Origin of the sequence: Erwinia sp. ErVv1 (assembly GCF_900068895.1) — a bacterium.
Lineage (GTDB): Bacteria > Pseudomonadota > Gammaproteobacteria > Enterobacterales > Enterobacteriaceae > Erwinia.
Genome location: NZ_CDPK01000004.1, coordinates 73,488 through 90,356 on the forward strand (window position 1 = coordinate 73,488; position 16,869 = coordinate 90,356).

At 57.2% G+C, this 16,869-nt stretch carries 14 protein-coding genes; 11 read left to right on the forward strand and 3 right to left on the reverse strand.

Translation table 11 applies throughout. The features are described from left to right. Positions 1 to 141 precede the first annotated feature (141 nt). The 3 genes from treB to A1830_RS07415 are packed head-to-tail and all read left to right on the forward strand — an operon-like array spanning position 142 to position 4,571. Positions 142 to 1,584, forward strand: a complete 1,443-nt coding sequence (treB, locus tag A1830_RS07405) for a PTS trehalose transporter subunit IIBC (RefSeq protein ID WP_067703919.1) — start codon at positions 142 to 144, stop codon at positions 1,582 to 1,584. A 36-nt stretch (positions 1,585 to 1,620) separates the two neighbouring features. After that, positions 1,621 to 3,279, forward strand: a complete 1,659-nt coding sequence (locus tag A1830_RS07410; RefSeq protein WP_067703922.1) for an alpha,alpha-phosphotrehalase — start codon at positions 1,621 to 1,623, stop codon at positions 3,277 to 3,279. 2 nt (positions 3,280 to 3,281) lie between these two features. Then, positions 3,282 to 4,571 (forward strand): maltoporin, encoded by a 1,290-nt coding sequence (locus A1830_RS07415; protein WP_067703924.1) that lies wholly within the window; start codon positions 3,282 to 3,284, stop codon positions 4,569 to 4,571. Positions 4,572 to 4,732: 161 nt separating this feature from the next. Here A1830_RS07415 and A1830_RS07420 read toward each other — a convergent pair whose 3' ends face one another. Next, positions 4,733 to 6,211, reverse strand: a complete 1,479-nt coding sequence (locus A1830_RS07420) for a SulP family inorganic anion transporter (protein ID WP_067703927.1) — start codon at positions 6,209 to 6,211, stop codon at positions 4,733 to 4,735. Next, entirely contained in the window at positions 6,208 to 6,834 is a 627-nt protein-coding gene (locus tag A1830_RS07425; protein WP_067703928.1) for a carbonic anhydrase, read from the reverse strand. Before A1830_RS07425 ends, A1830_RS07420 begins: the two co-directional genes overlap by 4 nt. Before the next feature lie 1,199 nt (positions 6,835 to 8,033). On the opposite strand from A1830_RS07425, the gene A1830_RS07430 reads away from it, so the two are divergent. The 4 genes from A1830_RS07430 to aroQ are packed head-to-tail and all read left to right on the forward strand — an operon-like array spanning position 8,034 to position 11,961. Continuing rightward, complete coding sequence (locus A1830_RS07430) at positions 8,034 to 9,413, forward strand: MFS transporter (protein WP_067703930.1); 1,380 nt, start codon at positions 8,034 to 8,036, stop codon at positions 9,411 to 9,413. A gap of 19 nt (positions 9,414 to 9,432) precedes the next feature. Then, entirely contained in the window at positions 9,433 to 10,692 is a 1,260-nt protein-coding gene (locus tag A1830_RS07435; RefSeq protein WP_067703933.1) for a gallate dioxygenase, read from the forward strand. Beyond that, positions 10,692 to 11,516, forward strand: coding sequence for an amidohydrolase family protein (locus A1830_RS07440; protein WP_067704629.1), 825 nt, complete (start codon positions 10,692 to 10,694; stop codon positions 11,514 to 11,516). Before A1830_RS07435 ends, A1830_RS07440 begins: the two co-directional genes overlap by 1 nt. Before the next feature lie 10 nt (positions 11,517 to 11,526). Further along, a complete protein-coding gene (gene aroQ, locus A1830_RS07445) occupies positions 11,527 to 11,961 on the forward strand; it encodes a type II 3-dehydroquinate dehydratase (protein ID WP_067703936.1) in 435 nt (144 codons plus the stop codon). 84 nt (positions 11,962 to 12,045) lie between these two features. Here aroQ and A1830_RS07450 read toward each other — a convergent pair whose 3' ends face one another. Beyond that, entirely contained in the window at positions 12,046 to 13,281 is a 1,236-nt protein-coding gene (locus A1830_RS07450) for a LysR family transcriptional regulator (protein ID WP_067703939.1), read from the reverse strand. Between the two features lie 127 nt (positions 13,282 to 13,408). Here A1830_RS07450 and galB point away from each other — a divergent pair, with 127 nt between their 5' ends. From galB to A1830_RS07470, 4 genes are read left to right on the forward strand one after another with little or no spacing between them, the layout of a single operon-like run. Further along, positions 13,409 to 14,149: a 4-oxalmesaconate hydratase gene (gene galB / locus A1830_RS07455; RefSeq protein WP_067703942.1), complete on the forward strand. Its 741-nt coding sequence runs from the start codon at positions 13,409 to 13,411 to the stop codon at positions 14,147 to 14,149. Beyond that, a complete protein-coding gene (locus tag A1830_RS07460) occupies positions 14,146 to 14,859 on the forward strand; it encodes a 4-carboxy-4-hydroxy-2-oxoadipate aldolase/oxaloacetate decarboxylase (protein ID WP_067703945.1) in 714 nt (237 codons plus the stop codon). Before galB ends, A1830_RS07460 begins: the two co-directional genes overlap by 4 nt. A gap of 1 nt (position 14,860) precedes the next feature. Then, positions 14,861 to 15,961: a 4-oxalomesaconate tautomerase gene (locus tag A1830_RS07465; protein ID WP_067703948.1), complete on the forward strand. Its 1,101-nt coding sequence runs from the start codon at positions 14,861 to 14,863 to the stop codon at positions 15,959 to 15,961. Continuing rightward, positions 15,961 to 16,869, forward strand: coding sequence for an NAD(P)-dependent oxidoreductase (locus A1830_RS07470; RefSeq protein ID WP_197473305.1), 909 nt, complete (start codon positions 15,961 to 15,963; stop codon positions 16,867 to 16,869). The genes A1830_RS07465 and A1830_RS07470 overlap by 1 nt, the downstream gene beginning before the upstream one ends.

Consider the following 16,869-nt stretch of genomic DNA (forward strand, 5'->3'; position numbering starts at 1 on the left):
GCTTATAAGAAATTTTGCGAGATGCTGCACAGATATGGGAACGTTCCCATACAAATCCCGACTATCCCGTTATTCTCTGCACACCTCAGCGGAGCGACGGTTTGCGTACCGCTGATTGACCTTTTTCTGTAAGGACACAACATGAGCATGGAATTGCATAAGGACGTAGAGCGCCTGATCGCGCTGGTCGGCGGAGCCAGCAATATTGCTAAGGTAAGCCACTGTATTACCCGTTTACGTTTCGTTCTTCACGACCCGATGAAGGCGGAACCCACAAAGATTGAACAGTTGAGTATGGTCAAGGGCTGCTTTACCTCCGCAGGCCAGTTCCAGGTGGTGATCGGTACCGAGGTGGGCGACTACTATGCGGCTTTGATTACCCAGGCGGAAAAAAACGAGGGGAGTAAAGAAGAGACGAAAAATGCCGCCCGCCAGAATATGACCGCCCTTGAGCGGGGGATCTCCCACTTTGCCGAGATCTTCTTCCCGCTGCTCCCCGCCCTCATCAGCGGTGGCCTGATACTTGGCTTCCGTAACATCATAGGCGATATCCCGCTGTCAGACGGCAAAACGCTGGCGCAGATCTCCCCCTTCTGGCAGGCGATGTACGATCTTCTGTGGCTGCCGGGCGAGGCGATATTTATGTTCCTGCCGGTTGCCGTATGCTGGTCAACGGTGAAAAAGATGGGCGGCACAGAAATCCTCGGGATCGTGCTGGGCATTACCCTGGTTTCCCCCCAGCTAATGAACTCCTACGGGCTGGGCCAGCAGATCCCTGACGTCTGGCATCTGGGCTGGTTCACCATCGAAAAGGTCGGCTACCAGGCCCAGGTTATTCCTTCTATGCTGGCCGGTATCGCGCTGGCGCTGATTGAAAATCGTCTTAAGAAGCTGATCCCGGCTTACCTCTATCTGGTCTTTGTCCCGGTGATTTCGCTGATACTGGCGGTGTTCCTGGCGCACTCTCTGATTGGCCCCTTTGGCCGAATGATCGGCGATGGCGTGGCCTGGGCAGTGAAGGGCGTAATGACCGGCAGCTTTGCACCCGTCGGCGCAGCCCTGTTTGGCTTCCTCTACGCGCCGCTGGTGATCACTGGCGTACATCAGACCACGCTGGCGATTGATATGCAGATGATCCAAAGCACCGGCGGTACGCCGCTCTGGCCGCTTATCGCCCTCTCCAATATTGCTCAGGGTGCCGCCGTCGTGGGCATCATCCTGGTCGGTAAAAAGAAAAGTGAACGGGAAGTCTCAGTGCCTGCCGCCATCTCCGCCTTCCTCGGGGTGACCGAACCTGCGATGTATGGCATCAATATGAAATATCGCTTTCCCATGCTCTCCGCCATGATTGGCTCTGCGCTTGCCGCGCTGATTTGCGGGCTGTATGGCGTGACGGCCAACGGCATTGGCGTCGGGGGCCTGCCGGGAATCCTCTCTATTAAGCCGCAATTCTGGCCCGTCTTTTCACTCGCCATGCTGGTTGCCCTGGTGGTCCCTGTCCTGCTGACCCTGCTGTTGCATAAACGACAGGTTATTAAGGCCAGGATGCCGTTGGAAGATAACGAGCAACCTTCGACTCTCTAAAAATAAGCATTTCTCGACTGTTTAAGGATAAACAGCATGATTGACAGCATTGATCCCTGCCCCTGGTGGAAAAATGGGGTGATTTACCAGATTTACCCAAAAAGCTTTCAGGATACAACCGGCAGTGGCCAGGGCGATCTTAACGGCATCATCCAGCGGCTGGACTATCTGCAAAAGCTGGGCGTTGATGCCCTGTGGCTGACGCCGATTACCGTTTCCCCGCAGGTGGATAACGGCTATGACGTCGCGGACTACTGCAATATCGATCCCTCCTGTGGCACCTTTGCTGATTTCGAGCGGCTGGTAGCAGGCGCACATCAGCGCGGTATACGTATCATGATGGATATGGTTTTTAACCATACCTCGACCGAGCATCGCTGGTTTAAGCAGTCGCTTAACCCAGCCAGCCCCTTCCGACCTTTTTACCACTGGCGGCAGGGGGAAGCGGGCCAGCCCCCCAATCACTGGCAATCTAAATTTGGCGGCAACGCCTGGCAGTGGCACCCACAGAGCAGCCAGTACTACCTGCATCTGTTCAGCCCACAGCAGGCCGACCTCAACTGGGAGCATCCCCCCGTACGCGAGGCGCTTAAGGCTATCTGCCGCTTCTGGGCGGGGAAAGGCGTGGACGGGCTGAGGCTCGACGTCATTAACCTGGTATCCAAAACCGCGGACTATCCTGAGGATGCCCTGGGTGATGGACGCCGTTTCTATACCGATGGACCACGTATTCACGAGTATCTTCAGGAGTTTAGCCGGGACGTTTTTCGCCCGCTGGGGCTGATGACCGTGGGCGAAATGTCCTCTACCTCGCTTGAAGCATGCCGACAGTATGCCGCCGTTGACGGTAGCGAACTGTCCATGACCTTCAACTTTCACCATCTTAAGGTGGACTATGCTGACGGCGAAAAGTGGTGCGATGCCGCGCCCGACCTGCTGTTGCTGAAGCGTCTGTTCTGCACCTGGCAGCAGGGAATGCATGGTCATGCATGGAATGCGCTGTTTTGGTGTAACCACGATCAGCCGCGTATCGTCTCCCGCCTGGGCAGCGAGGGCCCTCTGCGCGTGCCCGCCGCAAAAATGCTGGCGATGGTGCTGCACGGTATGCAGGGCACCCCCTTTATCTATCAGGGAGAAGAGATTGGCATGACCAACCCGGGCTTTAGCCACATCAGCCAGTACCGTGATGTGGAGAGCCTCCGCTGGTATGACGCGATGAAAAAAACAGGCGGCGATGAGACCCTTCTGCTGACAATTCTTTCCCGCAAGTCACGCGATAACAGCCGTACGCCAATGCAGTGGGATGCGACAGATAACGCCGGTTTCACCTCCGGCGAACCCTGGATTTCCCCCTGCCGCTCCTATCCCCTGCTTAACGTGGAGCAGGCTGTAAAGGATCCTGACTCCGTTTTTCACCTCTATCGGCGGCTAATAGCGCTGCGTAAAACCTTTGCCATATTTACCGACGGTGACTATCAGGATTGCCTGCCCACGCATCCTGGTCTCTGGTGCTACACGCGCACTAAAGGCCGCCAGCAGCTGCGTGTCATCGCCAACCTTAGCGAATCTACTCAGCCCTCCCCTCTCGCCTGTGTTAAGGGTGAAACGCTGCTCAGTAACTATTCTGACGCGCCGGTAAACGATCTGCTGCGTCCGTATGAGTGTCTTTATCAGTTGATGGAACAAGGAGAATAATAATGCGAGTACTCAGGAAGACCTTCACTGTACTGCCCTTACTGACGCTGACGATGGCTGGCTCCGCCTTCGCACTTGATTTTAGCGGCTATGCGCGTTCCGGCATTGGCTGGACAAACAAAGGCGGAGAGCAGCGCTGCTTTCAGGCGACCGGGGCCAACAGCAAATATCGTCTGGGGAATGAATGTGAAACCTACGCAGAGTTGAAGCTGGGCCAGGAGCTGTGGAAAGAGGAGAATAAAAGTTTCTATTTCGATACCAACCTGGCCTATGCGGTGTCCCAGCGTACGGATGTGGAGAGCGTCGATCCTAACTTCCGCGAGGCCAACGTGCAGGGTAAAAACCTGATTGACGCGCTACCCGGCGCCACGCTCTGGGCAGGTAAGCGCCTTTACCAGCGTCATGACGTCCATATGATCGATTTTTACTACTGGGATATTTCCGGTCCGGGAGCGGGGATAGAGCAGATTGATCTCGGGGCAGGTAAGCTTTCACTGGCCGCCACCCGCAACGCTGAAGCGGGAGGATCCTGGGGCTTTATCGACAATCAGATGAAGTGGGTACCGACCATAAACGATACCTTCGATCTGCGGGTGGCTGAAATCCCGGTGAACACCAATGGTGCACTGGAGGTCGGTTTTGATTACGGACGGGCCAGGGTTCAGAAAGGCTTTCATCTGGCGGAAGGCGCATCTGAAGATGGCTGGATGCTAAGCGCCGAACACACGCAAACCCTGAACAGCGGCTACAACAAACTGGTTATGCAGTATGCCACTGACGCAATGACCTCGCTGCGTACCGGCCATCCCGAGGGAGGAAGCGTTAACAATAATGGTAAAATGGTTCGCGTCATCGACCACGGCGCAATGGATTTAAACGACACATGGGGTCTGACCTGGGTTGCCCTCTATCAGGATGTAAACCGCGATAACCGCAATGGAACAGCCTGGTACTCTGCGGGCCTGCGCCCTATGTATAAGTGGACGCCCATCCTCAGTACCCTGCTGGAGGTTGGCTATGACAGCGTGAAATCTCAGCAGACCGGTGATCGTAATAGCCAGTACAAACTGACGCTGGCTCAGCAGTGGCAGGCCGGGGAGAGCGTCTGGGCGCGCCCCGCATTGCGCCTGTTCGCAACCTATGCCAAATGGAATGAAAAGTGGGGCTACGCCACTGCCGATGACCTCGCCTTTGTTGCCGGCAGCGCCTACCGTGATAGCAGCGCGAAAACCTTCAGCAGAGGACGTAATGACGAAATGAGCGTTGGTGCGCAGTTTGAAGCCTGGTGGTAACGAGCTAAGCGCAGGCGATCGGTCTGATGAAGGTATTACGCGAAGCCAGAGCGTTCTTCTGGATACTGGGTGATAAGTCTATGGTGCTGCTGGTATTCCCTGCTAAAGCAGGGAATACCAGCCAGTCTTTTAAGTGGTTATGCGGTTACGCAGTTACGTAACTACGCCAGCGTGACCGGCCACTGATTCAGGACGATCCCCCGCTTTGGGGCCTCCTCGCCGAAATCCTGTAGCACGGCCTTTACGTCCGGATCCAGGTACTCGGCATTATCATGATCGACGATCACCACGCTGTTTTCCGGGATCTGCGCCAGCAGCCCCTTGAGGCGTGGGTTATGCATAAACGTCAGGTTCTGCTGAAAGTGCAGCACGAAATGGTCGTCATAGCGGGTGAGCTGCATCGCGTTGTGATGACTCTTATAAATGCTGAACAGGATCTGGGTGGCCAGACCAATACCAATCCCGGCCAGCATACCAAAGACCAGGATACCGCCAATGGTCGCCAGAAAAGGGACATACTGCTGGGCGCCCTGACGGAACTGCTCCACAAACAGCCGTGGGGTGGCAAGCTTGTAACCGGTATAAAGCAGCACGGCGGCCAGGCTGGCCAGTGGAATGGCATTCAGCAGATCGCTGAAATAGAGGCCGCATACCAGCAGCAACGCCCCGTGGATCAGGATGGATATCTTGCTCTGCGCCCCGGCGCTAACATTAACCGAGCTGCGAACAATAACGGCAGTGATGGGCAGTCCACCTAGCAGGCCGCTAAGCAGGTTACCCACCCCCTGCGCGCGCATCTCTTTATCCGGCGAGGGCGGTGGATTTTGTGGGCGAAGCTTTTTCAGTGCCTCCTGGCTGAGCAGCGTTTCCAGACTGGCGACAATCGCCAGCGTCACCGCAATCATATAGACCATCGGATTCTGCCAGACGGACCAGTCCGGGCGCTGGAGCTCGCCGGTAAGCGCCTGGATACTGTCAAAAGCAGGCAGCGAGATACGCGGCAGATTGCTGATAATCTCGGGGAACAGCCTGCCACCGATCAGGGTTGCCAGACAGCCGAACAGGACTGCTACCAGCGGACCGGGCATCCAGCTCAGCGCCTTAATGTTCTTAAGGGTACGCGTCGACCAAAACCACAGAATAAGCAGCCCAATACCGGATACGACAATGGCCGGAATTGAGACGCTGAACGCACCGCCGGTGACCAGCGTACTGAGTTTGCTCTCTTCGGCTGCCCCCAGCGCGACCGGTATCTGTTGAATAATTAGCAAAATACCGATTGCGGCCAGCATACCTTTGATCACCGTACCCGGCACCAGCGTAATAAATCGCCCGGCCCGCAGCACGCCGAACAAAAACTGCAATACACCGGCGACGATGAGCGCAAACAGCAGGGCTGAAAAGGAACCAAGAGTTTCGATTGCACCGGTGACGATAGTGACAAGACCGGCAGCCGGCCCGCTTACGGCAAACTTTGACGGGCTAAAGGTGGTGACCACCAGACCACCAATCACGCCGGTCAGCAGTCCGACAAAGGGCGGAAGACCACTGGCCTGCGCAATCCCCAGACAGAGCGGTAGCGCGACCAGAAAAACGACCAGGCCTGCCGGAATATCCTGACGAAGCGTTTTCAGGTTCATAGCATTTTATCCTCTGCATTTTGCTGAATAAGCTCTTTCAAATGGCCGGAGCGCAGATCGTATACGCAGCCAAACACGTCCAGCGCCGCTCCGGCCCGCCAGACGGCCCTTACCGGCTCTGCCGCCACCAGGTGCCTGAACTGAGCCAGGACGTTGACCTCCACCAGCGCATTCAGTCGTTCGCTTTCGTCGTCATCTTCGCTGGTCTCTGCCAGGCCAGGCGCAATGGCGGCGCGCAGCTGGGTGATCCGGCGGGCAAGTGGGGAATTTTCATCGCCCAGCGGAATGTCCGGCAGTGAAATCGCCGCCTGTACGCCGCCGCAACCGTAGTGGCCACAGAGCACAATGCGCGAGACCTTGAGGTATTCAAGCGCGTATTGCAGAACGCTCATAAAATTATCGTCGCCGTTAACCACCATATTGGCGATATTACGGTGAACAAAAAGCTCTCCCGGATGCGCACCCGTTAATACCTCTGCGGGGACCCGGCTGTCTGAACAGCCAATCCATAACGAATGTGGCGTTTGGGAATGAACATTTTGCCGAAAATAGTGAGGATTGCGTTGGCGGCGCTGTAAGGCCCAACTGCGGTTTTTCGCTAACAGGGGTTTTAGAGTCGTCAAAATAAAGCCTCTCTTTCAGGACGGCAGGAATAAACCTGAACGGCAAATAAGCCGGTTAAATACCTGAGGAGTAACTCAGGCATTGCTTCACAGCTTTCGGTGAAATAAGTTCTAACACTTAATGCTTAATTCATTCATTAAGAATAGTCCTGGTTAAATAATTAATATCGTTTTGTAATTTTATTTAAATAACCTTTATTTCCATTACGTTATTTGCATAACAGCCCGGTAAAATATAAGTTCTTCATATGCCTGCCATCATAGTTAACAGTAAATTATATATAAAACAGCTGGTTGGGAAATAAGACAGGGGTATTATATATGGGGTTAATGGGGTTAATGGGGTTAACAGCGCTAACGACAGCAAATGTAAAGCAGGTCGAAGGCAGGTTGAGGGCAGATGGAAGGCTGATTACAGGCAGGTGAGAATCGAATAACAAGCGAATAATAAGACTGCTATGTAATAAACTTTATGGCATCAAAAATAATTAGATTTATCCATGGCGTCAGCAGGGATTATTTCGATGTGATAATAACGATTCCCACCGCGCGCATAAGTGGAAAGCCCTCCAGGATTACCGTTTATTTTATATATTAGTGTCAGAACCTCTGGAGGAATATTTAAGTTAATTTACATCCCTTGCGGGTTAACTATGCTCCCTGCTGGAGATTCTAAGTCGGTGTTCAGCTGGAAAACGGGACATATCCTGGCCTAAGAGAAAAATCTACACTGTCACCGCTCTCACAGACCCTTTAGAGCATTCTGTGTCACTGCTGCCGTATTAAAGGTGTTTCAGCCATTTCCCCCCCCTGTTCTCCTCGCTCCAAACTCGCTTTTACCTGTTTCATACTGCAAGAGCGCTTTCGGCTGCTGAGTTCTCCCCTGCCGGGCGCGTTGCGGCTCACAGCCTGAGAAGCCCGCATCGTTAAGGCCGGGATTTCAGGCCCGCGGCTGATTGTGCCCCGCAAATGATAAACAAAAATCATGGCTCTTTAATCATTTTATGGCAGACAAAACGCTCTCCTCACCCTAAGTTGGTATTGGCATATTAGCCCTACTGATATATAAACGATTGTTTTAAAAATAAAAATAAAGACAAATCATCCGATGCGCTCCGCGACGACAGAGCCATTGCCGCCGTTATACAGGCATTTTCTTACCCGATTACGGATTAGCAAAAAAACAGAGAGCATACCCTATGAGCAATCGTGACATGGTCAACGTAAAGGAGTGGATAGACAGCCGCTCAATTTCCGGGAGGCAGTGGCTAATCCTGGCGCTGTGCTTCTTTATTATCACCTTCGATGGCTACGATGCTGCCGTAATGGGTTTTATCGCCCCCGCCCTGATTGAAGACTGGGGCATTGCCCGCTCGGAAATGGGTCCCATCCTCGGCGCGGCGATGTTAGGTGTTGCTCTCGGCGCGCTGTTTGTCGGGCCGTGGTCCGATCGCTTTGGCCGTAAACGCGTTTTGCTGATTTCCGTCGCCGGTTTTGCCTGCTTCAGCCTGGCCAGCGCCTTTGCCCGCTCGCCACTGGAGATGGCGCTGCTGCGCTTTATCACCGGCCTGGGGCTGGGAGCGGTGATGCCGAACTGCGTCACCCTGGTAGCCGAATATATGCCCGAACGCCGACGGGGCCTGATGATCTCCCTGATGTATAGCGGCTTTAATATCGGGTCGGGCCTCGGCGGCTTTATTGCGGCCGGGATGATCCCGCGTTTTGGCTGGCAGTCAGTGCTGCTGTTTGGCGGCGGTATTCCCCTGCTGATGCTGCCGCTGCTGATATGGGTGCTGCCCGAATCCGCTCTGTATATGGTCGTCCGCAAAGTCAGTCAGCATAAGATCGCGGCGGTGCTCAATCGCCTGGGCGGCCAGTTTAACAGCGGCGTGACCTTTGTGCTGAATACGCCGGTAGTGCCCAAAAAGTCACAGGTGCTGCAACTCTTCTCACCGGGCTATACCGTCGGCACCCTCTCTCTCTGGCTGACCTATTTTATGGGCCTTTTCGTTATTTATCTGCTTAACGGCTGGCTGCCAACCATTATGCGATCAGGCGGCGTTACCATTGAGCGTGCGGCGATTGTTGCCGGGCTTTTTCAGCTGGGTGGCACGCTTGGCGGGCTGCTGGTGGGTGGGCTGATGGACCGCCTGAAAGCCAAATACGTGATCGCCAGTTTCTATCTGCTGGGCTGCTTCTGCCTGCTTGCGCAGGGCGTCTGGGGATTTGGCCCCACTATGCTTGCGGTGCTGGTATTTATCAGCGGTGCCTGTATCAACGGTGCACAGACCGGTTTGCAGGCCTTTTCTCCTGCCTTTTATCCGACGGAAATGCGCGCGACCGGCGTCTGCTGGATGCACGGTATAGGCCGAACCGGTGCCATCCTCAGCTCCTCGCTCGGTGGCGTGCTGCTGGGCGTCTTTCCCGGACAAACCAGTATTTTCATCGTGTTGTCACTTCCTGCCCTGCTGGCAGCACTCGCCATTACCCAACACAGAGATGCGCATGGCGTAAGGACGCTCAAAGGTGCCGAACCGGAGGCGATCCCTGGCCTGACGCGCACAATTAATAACCGATAAGTGAAGAAAGAGGATCATTATGGCTAAAATTATCGGCGGTCTGGCGGTTTCACATACGCCAACAATCGGCTTCGCAGTTGACCATAACAAACAGAAAGAAGAGCCCTGGGTACCCATCTTTGATGGCTTCGCGCCCATGCAGCGCTGGCTGGAAGAGAAAAAACCCGATGTGCTGCTCTACGTCTTTAACGATCACGTCACCTCATTTTTCTTTGATCACTACTCGGCTTTTGTTCTGGGGATTGATGACCAGTACGCGGTAGCAGATGAAGGGGGTGGCCCGCGTGATTTACCCCCGGTGCGGGGTCATGCCGCACTGTCGCAGCATATTGGGGCCAGCCTGATGGCCGATGAGTTTGATATGTCTTTTTTCCAGGATAAGCCGCTGGATCACGGCCTGTTCTCCCCGCTGTCGGCCCTGCTTCCCTTTGATAACGACTGGCCGGTGCAGATTGTCCCGCTCCAGGTAGGCGTGCTGCAGTTCCCTATTCCCAGCGCCAGACGCTGTTATAAACTTGGCCAGGCCCTGCGTCGCGCGGTAGAAAGCTACCCGGAAGATCTCAAGGTCGCCATTGTCGCGACCGGAGGCGTATCGCACCAGGTTCACGGCGAACGCTGCGGCTTTAACAACCCGGACTGGGATGCACAGTTTGTTGATATGCTGGTCAACGATCCTGAACGCCTGACCGAAATTACCCTCGCGGAGTATGCCTCCTTGGGCGGCCTGGAGGGTGCAGAAGTCATTATGTGGCTGGTTATGCGCGGGGCGCTGTCGGCCAACGTTGAGAAGCTACATCAGGCCTATTACCTGCCCTCCATGACCGGTATTGCTACGCTTATCCTGGAAAATCAGGCCCGTGAGGCACCCGCTGACGTTCATCAGCGCCAGCGTGACAAAATTGAGCTACAGCTCAAAGGCGTCGAAAAGCTGCCCGGTACCTATCCCTTCACCCAGGCGCGCAGCCTGAAGGCGCTGCGGATTAACCGCTTCCTGCATAAAATGATCCAGCCCGCCTGGCGCGAGCGCTTTAAGCGCGACCCTCAGGGGCTTTACGCCGAGGCAAAGCTGACCGACGAGGAGCAGACGCTGCTGACCCAGCTCGACTGGCGCGGCATGATCCACTACGGCGTAAGCTTCTTTCTGCTGGAAAAACTGGGCGCGGTGGTCGGCGTCTCCAATCTGCATATCTACTCTGCCATGCGCGGGGAAACGCTGGAAGAGTTCCAGAAAACCCGTAATCAGCAGGTGCTCTATTCGGTGGCAGGAAAAAAAGCATGATGACGCCGCAACCCATTATTGACTGCCATCATCACGTCTTTGATCCGGTGCGCTTCCCCTACGATCCGGCCAGTACCTACCGTCCTGAGGGACATGAGCTGGGAACACCCGATAATTATCAGACGGTGATGGCGGCGTATAACATTCGCCATTCGCTGATCGTCGGCCCCACATCGGCCTACAACACCGATAACCGCTGCCTGCTCGATACCATTAAGCGCGGTGAGGGCAAGTTTAAAGGGATTGCCGTTACCCCGCGCGACGCGGACAGCGCATCGCTCAGCGACCTGCGCGATCGGGGCGTGGTGGGCATTGCCCTTAACGTCGCGATGCTCGGCACCGAGCCCTTTCTGAAACTGGACGCCCTGATGGAAAGGCTGGCCGCGTTAGAGATGTATGCGCAGATCCAGGTGCAAAACGATCAGCTGCTGGCGCTGATGCCGCTGCTGAAGCGTACCCGAACCCGGCTGCTGATTGATCACGCCGGCAGGCCGGACGTCAGTGCAGGCCTCGATCAGCCGGCCTTTCAGGCGCTGCTGTCGCTGGCAGAAAACGGGCGTACCTTCGTCAAACTCTCGGGGCTGTCGCAGTTCTCAAAGCAGGGTTATCCCTGGGCCGACGGCCACGCTTTTCAGCTGGCGCTGCTGGAGCGTTTCGGGGCCGAAAACTGTATGTGGGGATCGGACTGGCCGTTTTTGCGGGCCAAAAGCCGGATGGATATAGGCGCATTGTTACTGCTGCTTGAGCAGCTGATCCCGGACGACGCGACGCGGCGTCAGATCCTGTGGCATACGCCAAAACGCCTGTTTGGCTTCGGCGAATAAGGAGAAATTTATGCAGACCGTTTATATCCTCAATGGCCCCAACCTTAACCTGCTGGGCACCCGCGAACCGGCCACCTATGGCACCGATACGCTGGCTTCGATTGAGGCATTATGCCGCGCCACGGCGGCAGAACTGAATATCGCCGTCGAGTTTCGCCAGACCAACCATGAAGGAGAGATGATCGACTGGATCCAGGAGGCGCGCCACCATGCTCAGGCGCTGGTGATTAATCCTGCGGCCTGGACGCACACCTCGGTGGCAATCCGCGATGCGGTGACGGCGGTCGCCCTGCCGCTCTATGAGGTGCATATCACTAACGTGCATAAGCGCGAACCCTTTCGCCATCACTCGTATCTCTCGGACGTGGCGCAGGGGGTGATTTGCGGCTACGGACTGCGCGGCTACCGCTACGCCCTGATCGAAGCGGCCAGGCAGCACGGCTAAGCATTAGCGCTCCATCAGGCAGTACGGCTAAGCATTAGCGCTCCATCAGGCAGCACGGTCAGAATAGCGCCCGCTCATTCGGCGCTATGCGTCTAACGGATAGTCCCCGCAGACGTCACGCAGGCAGCTAATTAACGCATCGGCGGCGGGCGAATGCAGGCAGCCGGTACGGTAGCAGAGGCCGATAGCCCTGCCGGTAGCCGGTAGCGCTATCGGCAGCACGGCCAGCTCGCCCGAGGCCAGCTCTACTTCCAGCTGGTGGGCGGAAACCGCCGCCAGCATATCGGAGTCGCGCAGCAGCCCGCGCACCAGCGCCAGATCGCCGCTTTCCACCACCGGGTCGGGCGCCGGGATCCCCATACGGTGAAAACAGGTATCCAGCAGTCGCCGGGCAGGCGTATGCGAACGCGGCAGCACCCAGCGCGCCTCGCGTAGCGCACGTCTGTCGCAGGGATGCTGGCTCAGCGGATGATCGGGCCTGGCCACCAGCACCATCTCCTCATCAAACAGCGTTTCGCTGGTCATATCCTGCTGCTCTTCACTGTTGCGCAGCGCACCGAAAATAAAGTCGATTTCACCGGCGCGCATCTCTGCGGCCAGCATTCCCCAGGCGCTTTCGCTGGTGACGACCTTAATACCGGGATAGCGCGAGGTCAGCCGGATAATCGCCTGGGGGAGCAGGCGGGTGCGTCCGAGCGGCAGGGCGCCAACCCGCACCGTGCCGACCAGATTGCCCTTGCGCGCGGCAATATCGGCGGGAATATGCCGCAGCTCATTCAGCGCGCGGCGAATATTGGGCTCAATCTCACGCCCCGCCAGCGAAGGCACCATACCATGAGGCGTTCTTTCCAGCAGGGGAATACCCGCGCCGTTCTCCAGCACCTTTAGCGCCGCGCTGACGGCGGGCTGGCTCAGACCCAGCTGATGCGCCACCGACTGCATATGATTGGTCTGACACAGGGTGATAAAAATTTGCAGCCGGCGGACGTTGAATAGCCACAGCGGTTCAGACTCATTGCGGCTGCTTCTGCTCAGCAGTTTCGCCAGTCGGCGCGGCAGAGAATGGAGTTCCTCAATCGCCCGGCGCGCGCGCGGCAGGATGCACTTACCAAAGTCAGTCAGCATCATACCGCCGGAATGGCGCTCGAACAGCGGTACCGCAAGCCGCTGCTCCAGATCGTGAATGGATCGCGTGACCGCCGACTGGGTGCGAAATAACTCATCGGCCGCGCGCGAAACGCTCCCCTGGGCAACAACCTGACAAAACGCTCTGATTTGCATCAGATTTACTGGCTCATTCCCGGTTATATTTGGCGCCATACCCTGCCCTCTTTTGCCCGGATGAATGGGGCCACTATAAATAAAACGCATACCTGCTGCAATCAAATGAATTATCCCGTCCCCGCCCAGAGTGACAGCATTAAAAAAAACGTAAAGGAACCCGATGATGACTGAACTCACTTCTCCTAAAACGGCTCTGGTCGTTAGCGCACACTCTGCCGACTTCGTCTGGCGCTCAGGCGGGGCCATCGCCCTGCATCAGCAGCAGGGTTATCAGGTACACGTGGTCTGCCTGTCGTTTGGCGAACGTGGCGAATCCGCGAAGCTGTGGCGTAAAGGCAACATGACCGAAGAGAAAGTTAAAACGGCCCGCCGCGCCGAAGCGCTGGCCGCCGCAGACATTCTCGGTGCGAGCATAGAATTTTTTGATATGGGTGATTATCCGCTGCGTGCGGATAAAGAGGCCCTGTTCCGCCTGGCAGACGTTTACCGTCGGGTACAGCCGCACTTTGTTCTGACCCATTCCCTGCTCGATCCCTATAACTATGACCATCCACTGGCCAACAACCTGGCGCAGGAGGCACGCATCATCGCCCAGGCAGAGGGATATCGCCCCGGCGAAAAAATTATCGGTGCGCCACCGGTCTACTGCTTTGAACCTCATCAGCCAGAGCAGTGCAGCTGGAAGCCGGATGTGCTGCTGGATATCACCAGCGTCTGGGATAAAAAATATGCCGCTATCCAGTGTATGGCCGGGCAGGAACACCTGTGGGAATACTACACCCGCGTGGCGCAGCAGCGCGGCGTGCAGGCGAAACGCAACGTTGGCATCACCTCAACCCGCGATATTATCTACGGCGAAGGCTACCAGAGTATTTTCCCTCGCGTGACGGAGGATCTGGCATGAGTGCGATCGGTAAGAAAGGGGTGGTGGTGCGTCATATCGAGCGGGCGGCCGGGCGTGATATCGCCGCGCTGGCCGGATATGGCGTCGCGACGGTACATGAAGCGCAGGGCCGCAAAGGGCTGCTGGACCCGGCTATCCGCCCGATTCAGCAGAATAAAGGCATTGCGGGCAGCGCCGTTACCGTCCTGCTGGCACCCGGCGACAACTGGATGTTTCACGTGGCGGTCGAGCAGTGCCAGCCGGGAGATATTCTGGTGGCCGTGCCAACCTCCCCCTGCGTTGACGGTTACTTTGGCGATCTGCTCGCCACCTCCCTGCAATCGCGCGGCGTACAGGGCCTGATTGCCGACCACGGTATCCGAGACAGCAAAACGCTGCGTGAGATGGGCTTTGCCGTCTGGTCCCGCGCTATTTACGCTCAGGGCACGGTAAAAGAGACGCTGGGATCGGTCAACGTGCCGGTAGTCTGCGCCGGCCAGCTGGTCTGGCCCGGTGATGTGATCGTCGCCGACGACGACGGTGTGGTGGTGGTGCGCCGGGCAGAGGCCGCCAGCACCGCAGAAAGCGCCGCTAAGCGGGAAGCGCTGGAGGAGAGCAAGCGCGCGCGCATGGCCTCCGGCGAGCTGGGGCTGGATATCTATCAAATGCGCCCACGCCTGGCCGAAAAAGGCCTGCGCTATGTGGACACCCTGGACGATCTGGAGAACTGATATGCGCCAGCGCCGCCTGCCCTGCCTGCTAATACGGGGGGGCACCTCTAAAGCCGCCTGTTTTCTTGCCGACGATCTGCCGGAAGAGCGGGATCTTCGCGATCGCGTACTGCTGGCGGTGATGGGATCGCCGGATATCAGGCAGATCGACGGGCTGGGCGGCGGCGATCCGCTGACCAGCAAAGTCGCCATCGTACGTGCTTCCCAGCGGGAAGATGCCGACGTGGATTATCTTTTTGCCCAGGTTAACGTCGATCGCGCCAGCGTCGATTACGGGCAGAACTGCGGCAATGTGCTGGCGGCTATTGGCCCCTTTGCGCTGGAGCGGGGGCTGGTGAAAGCGGCTGGCGAGACCACCGGCGTGCGGATTTTTATGGAAAATACCGGCCAGATAGCAACGGCGCAGGTCGCCACGCCGGACGGTGAAGTCTGCTACGACGGCACGCTGAAAATTGACGGCGTGCCGGGAACGGCGGCAGAAATTGTGCTGAACTTCAGTGATATTGCAGGCTCCAGCTGTGGCGCGCTGCTCCCCACCGGCAACGTGCGCGACACTGTTGAGGGTGTTGATATCACCTGCATTGATAACGGCATGCCGGTGGTGATCCTGCGTGCGGCGGATTTCGGCCTGAGCGGCTATGAATCACGCGAGCAGCTCGACGCAGACCAGACGCTTAAGCGCCGTCTGGAATCGATTCGCCTGCAGGCCGGTCCACTGATGAATCTGGGCGATGTGAGCCAGCGAACCGTGCCCAAAATGAGCCTGCTGGCCGAGCCGCGCGAGGGCGGCGCAATTTGCAGCCGGACCTTTATTCCTCACCGCTGCCATGCCTCGGTCGGGGTGCTGGGCGCGGTCAGTATTGCCAGCGCCTGCCTGCTGCCGGGCAGCGTGGCCGAGGGTCTGGCGCGTATCAGCGATGCACGCGATCAGCGCCTGAGCGTTGAGCATCCCAGCGGGGAATTTAGCGTTATTTTGCAGCGTGACGAGCAGATGACGCTGACGGGCGCAGGGTTACTGCGCACGGCCAGGTCGATCTTTGACGGCGAAGTGCTGATCCCGGACGCGGTCTGGCCAGCGACAACCACTCACGGAGCGCCATGATGATCAATATTACCTTTATCGGCTTTGGCGAGGCCGGGGGCATTTTCGCAGCGGATCTGGCCGATCGTGCCGTAGTCACCGTTTGGGATCGTAAGTTTATCACTCCGTCCGCACAGGCCGAATCGCTGGCGGACGAGCAGGCCAGGCTCCGACAAAAAGCGGCCGGGGCGGGCGTGCGGGTGGCGGGATCGCTGGCGGAGGCGCTGGACAATGCCACGCTGATATTCTCCACCGTTACCGCCTCCCAGGCGCTGGCGGTCGCCACCGAAGCCGCCGCGCTGCTGAAGCCTGGACAGGTATTTCTCGATCTGAACTCTGTTTCCCCGGCGACCAAACAGGCCGCTGCCGCACAGGTACAGGCCAGCGGTGCCGATTATATTGATGTGGCCGTGATGTCACCCGTCCCCCCTAAGCGCCTGGCAACACCGCTGCTGATCGGAGGACTGGAGGCCGAGGCAATAGCCCGTAAACTGGAGACGCTCGGGCTGAACAGTCGCTTTCAGAGTCAGCAGGTGGGCGAAGCCTCGGCAATAAAGATGTGCCGCAGCGTGATGATTAAAGGCCTCGAGGCGCTGACCACCGAGTGTCTGAGCGCCGCCCGTCGATATGGCGTTGAACAGCCGGTGCTGGCATCCCTGCACGCCAGCTTTCCTTCGCTGGGCTGGAACGATGCGCTGCCGGACTACCTGATTAGCCGCGTCGCCGAGCACGGCCAGCGCAGAGCAGAGGAGATGCGGGAAGTGGTAAAAACGCTGGAAGATGTCGGTGTGGATGCCGCCATGAGTCAGGGGATTGTCACCACGCAACAGGGCCTGGTGGATGCCCTGCGCCAGCGTCAGCTGACTTATCAGCAGCTTACGCCCTTCAACTGGCAGCACACCCTGGATACATTATTTAAGGACAGATGA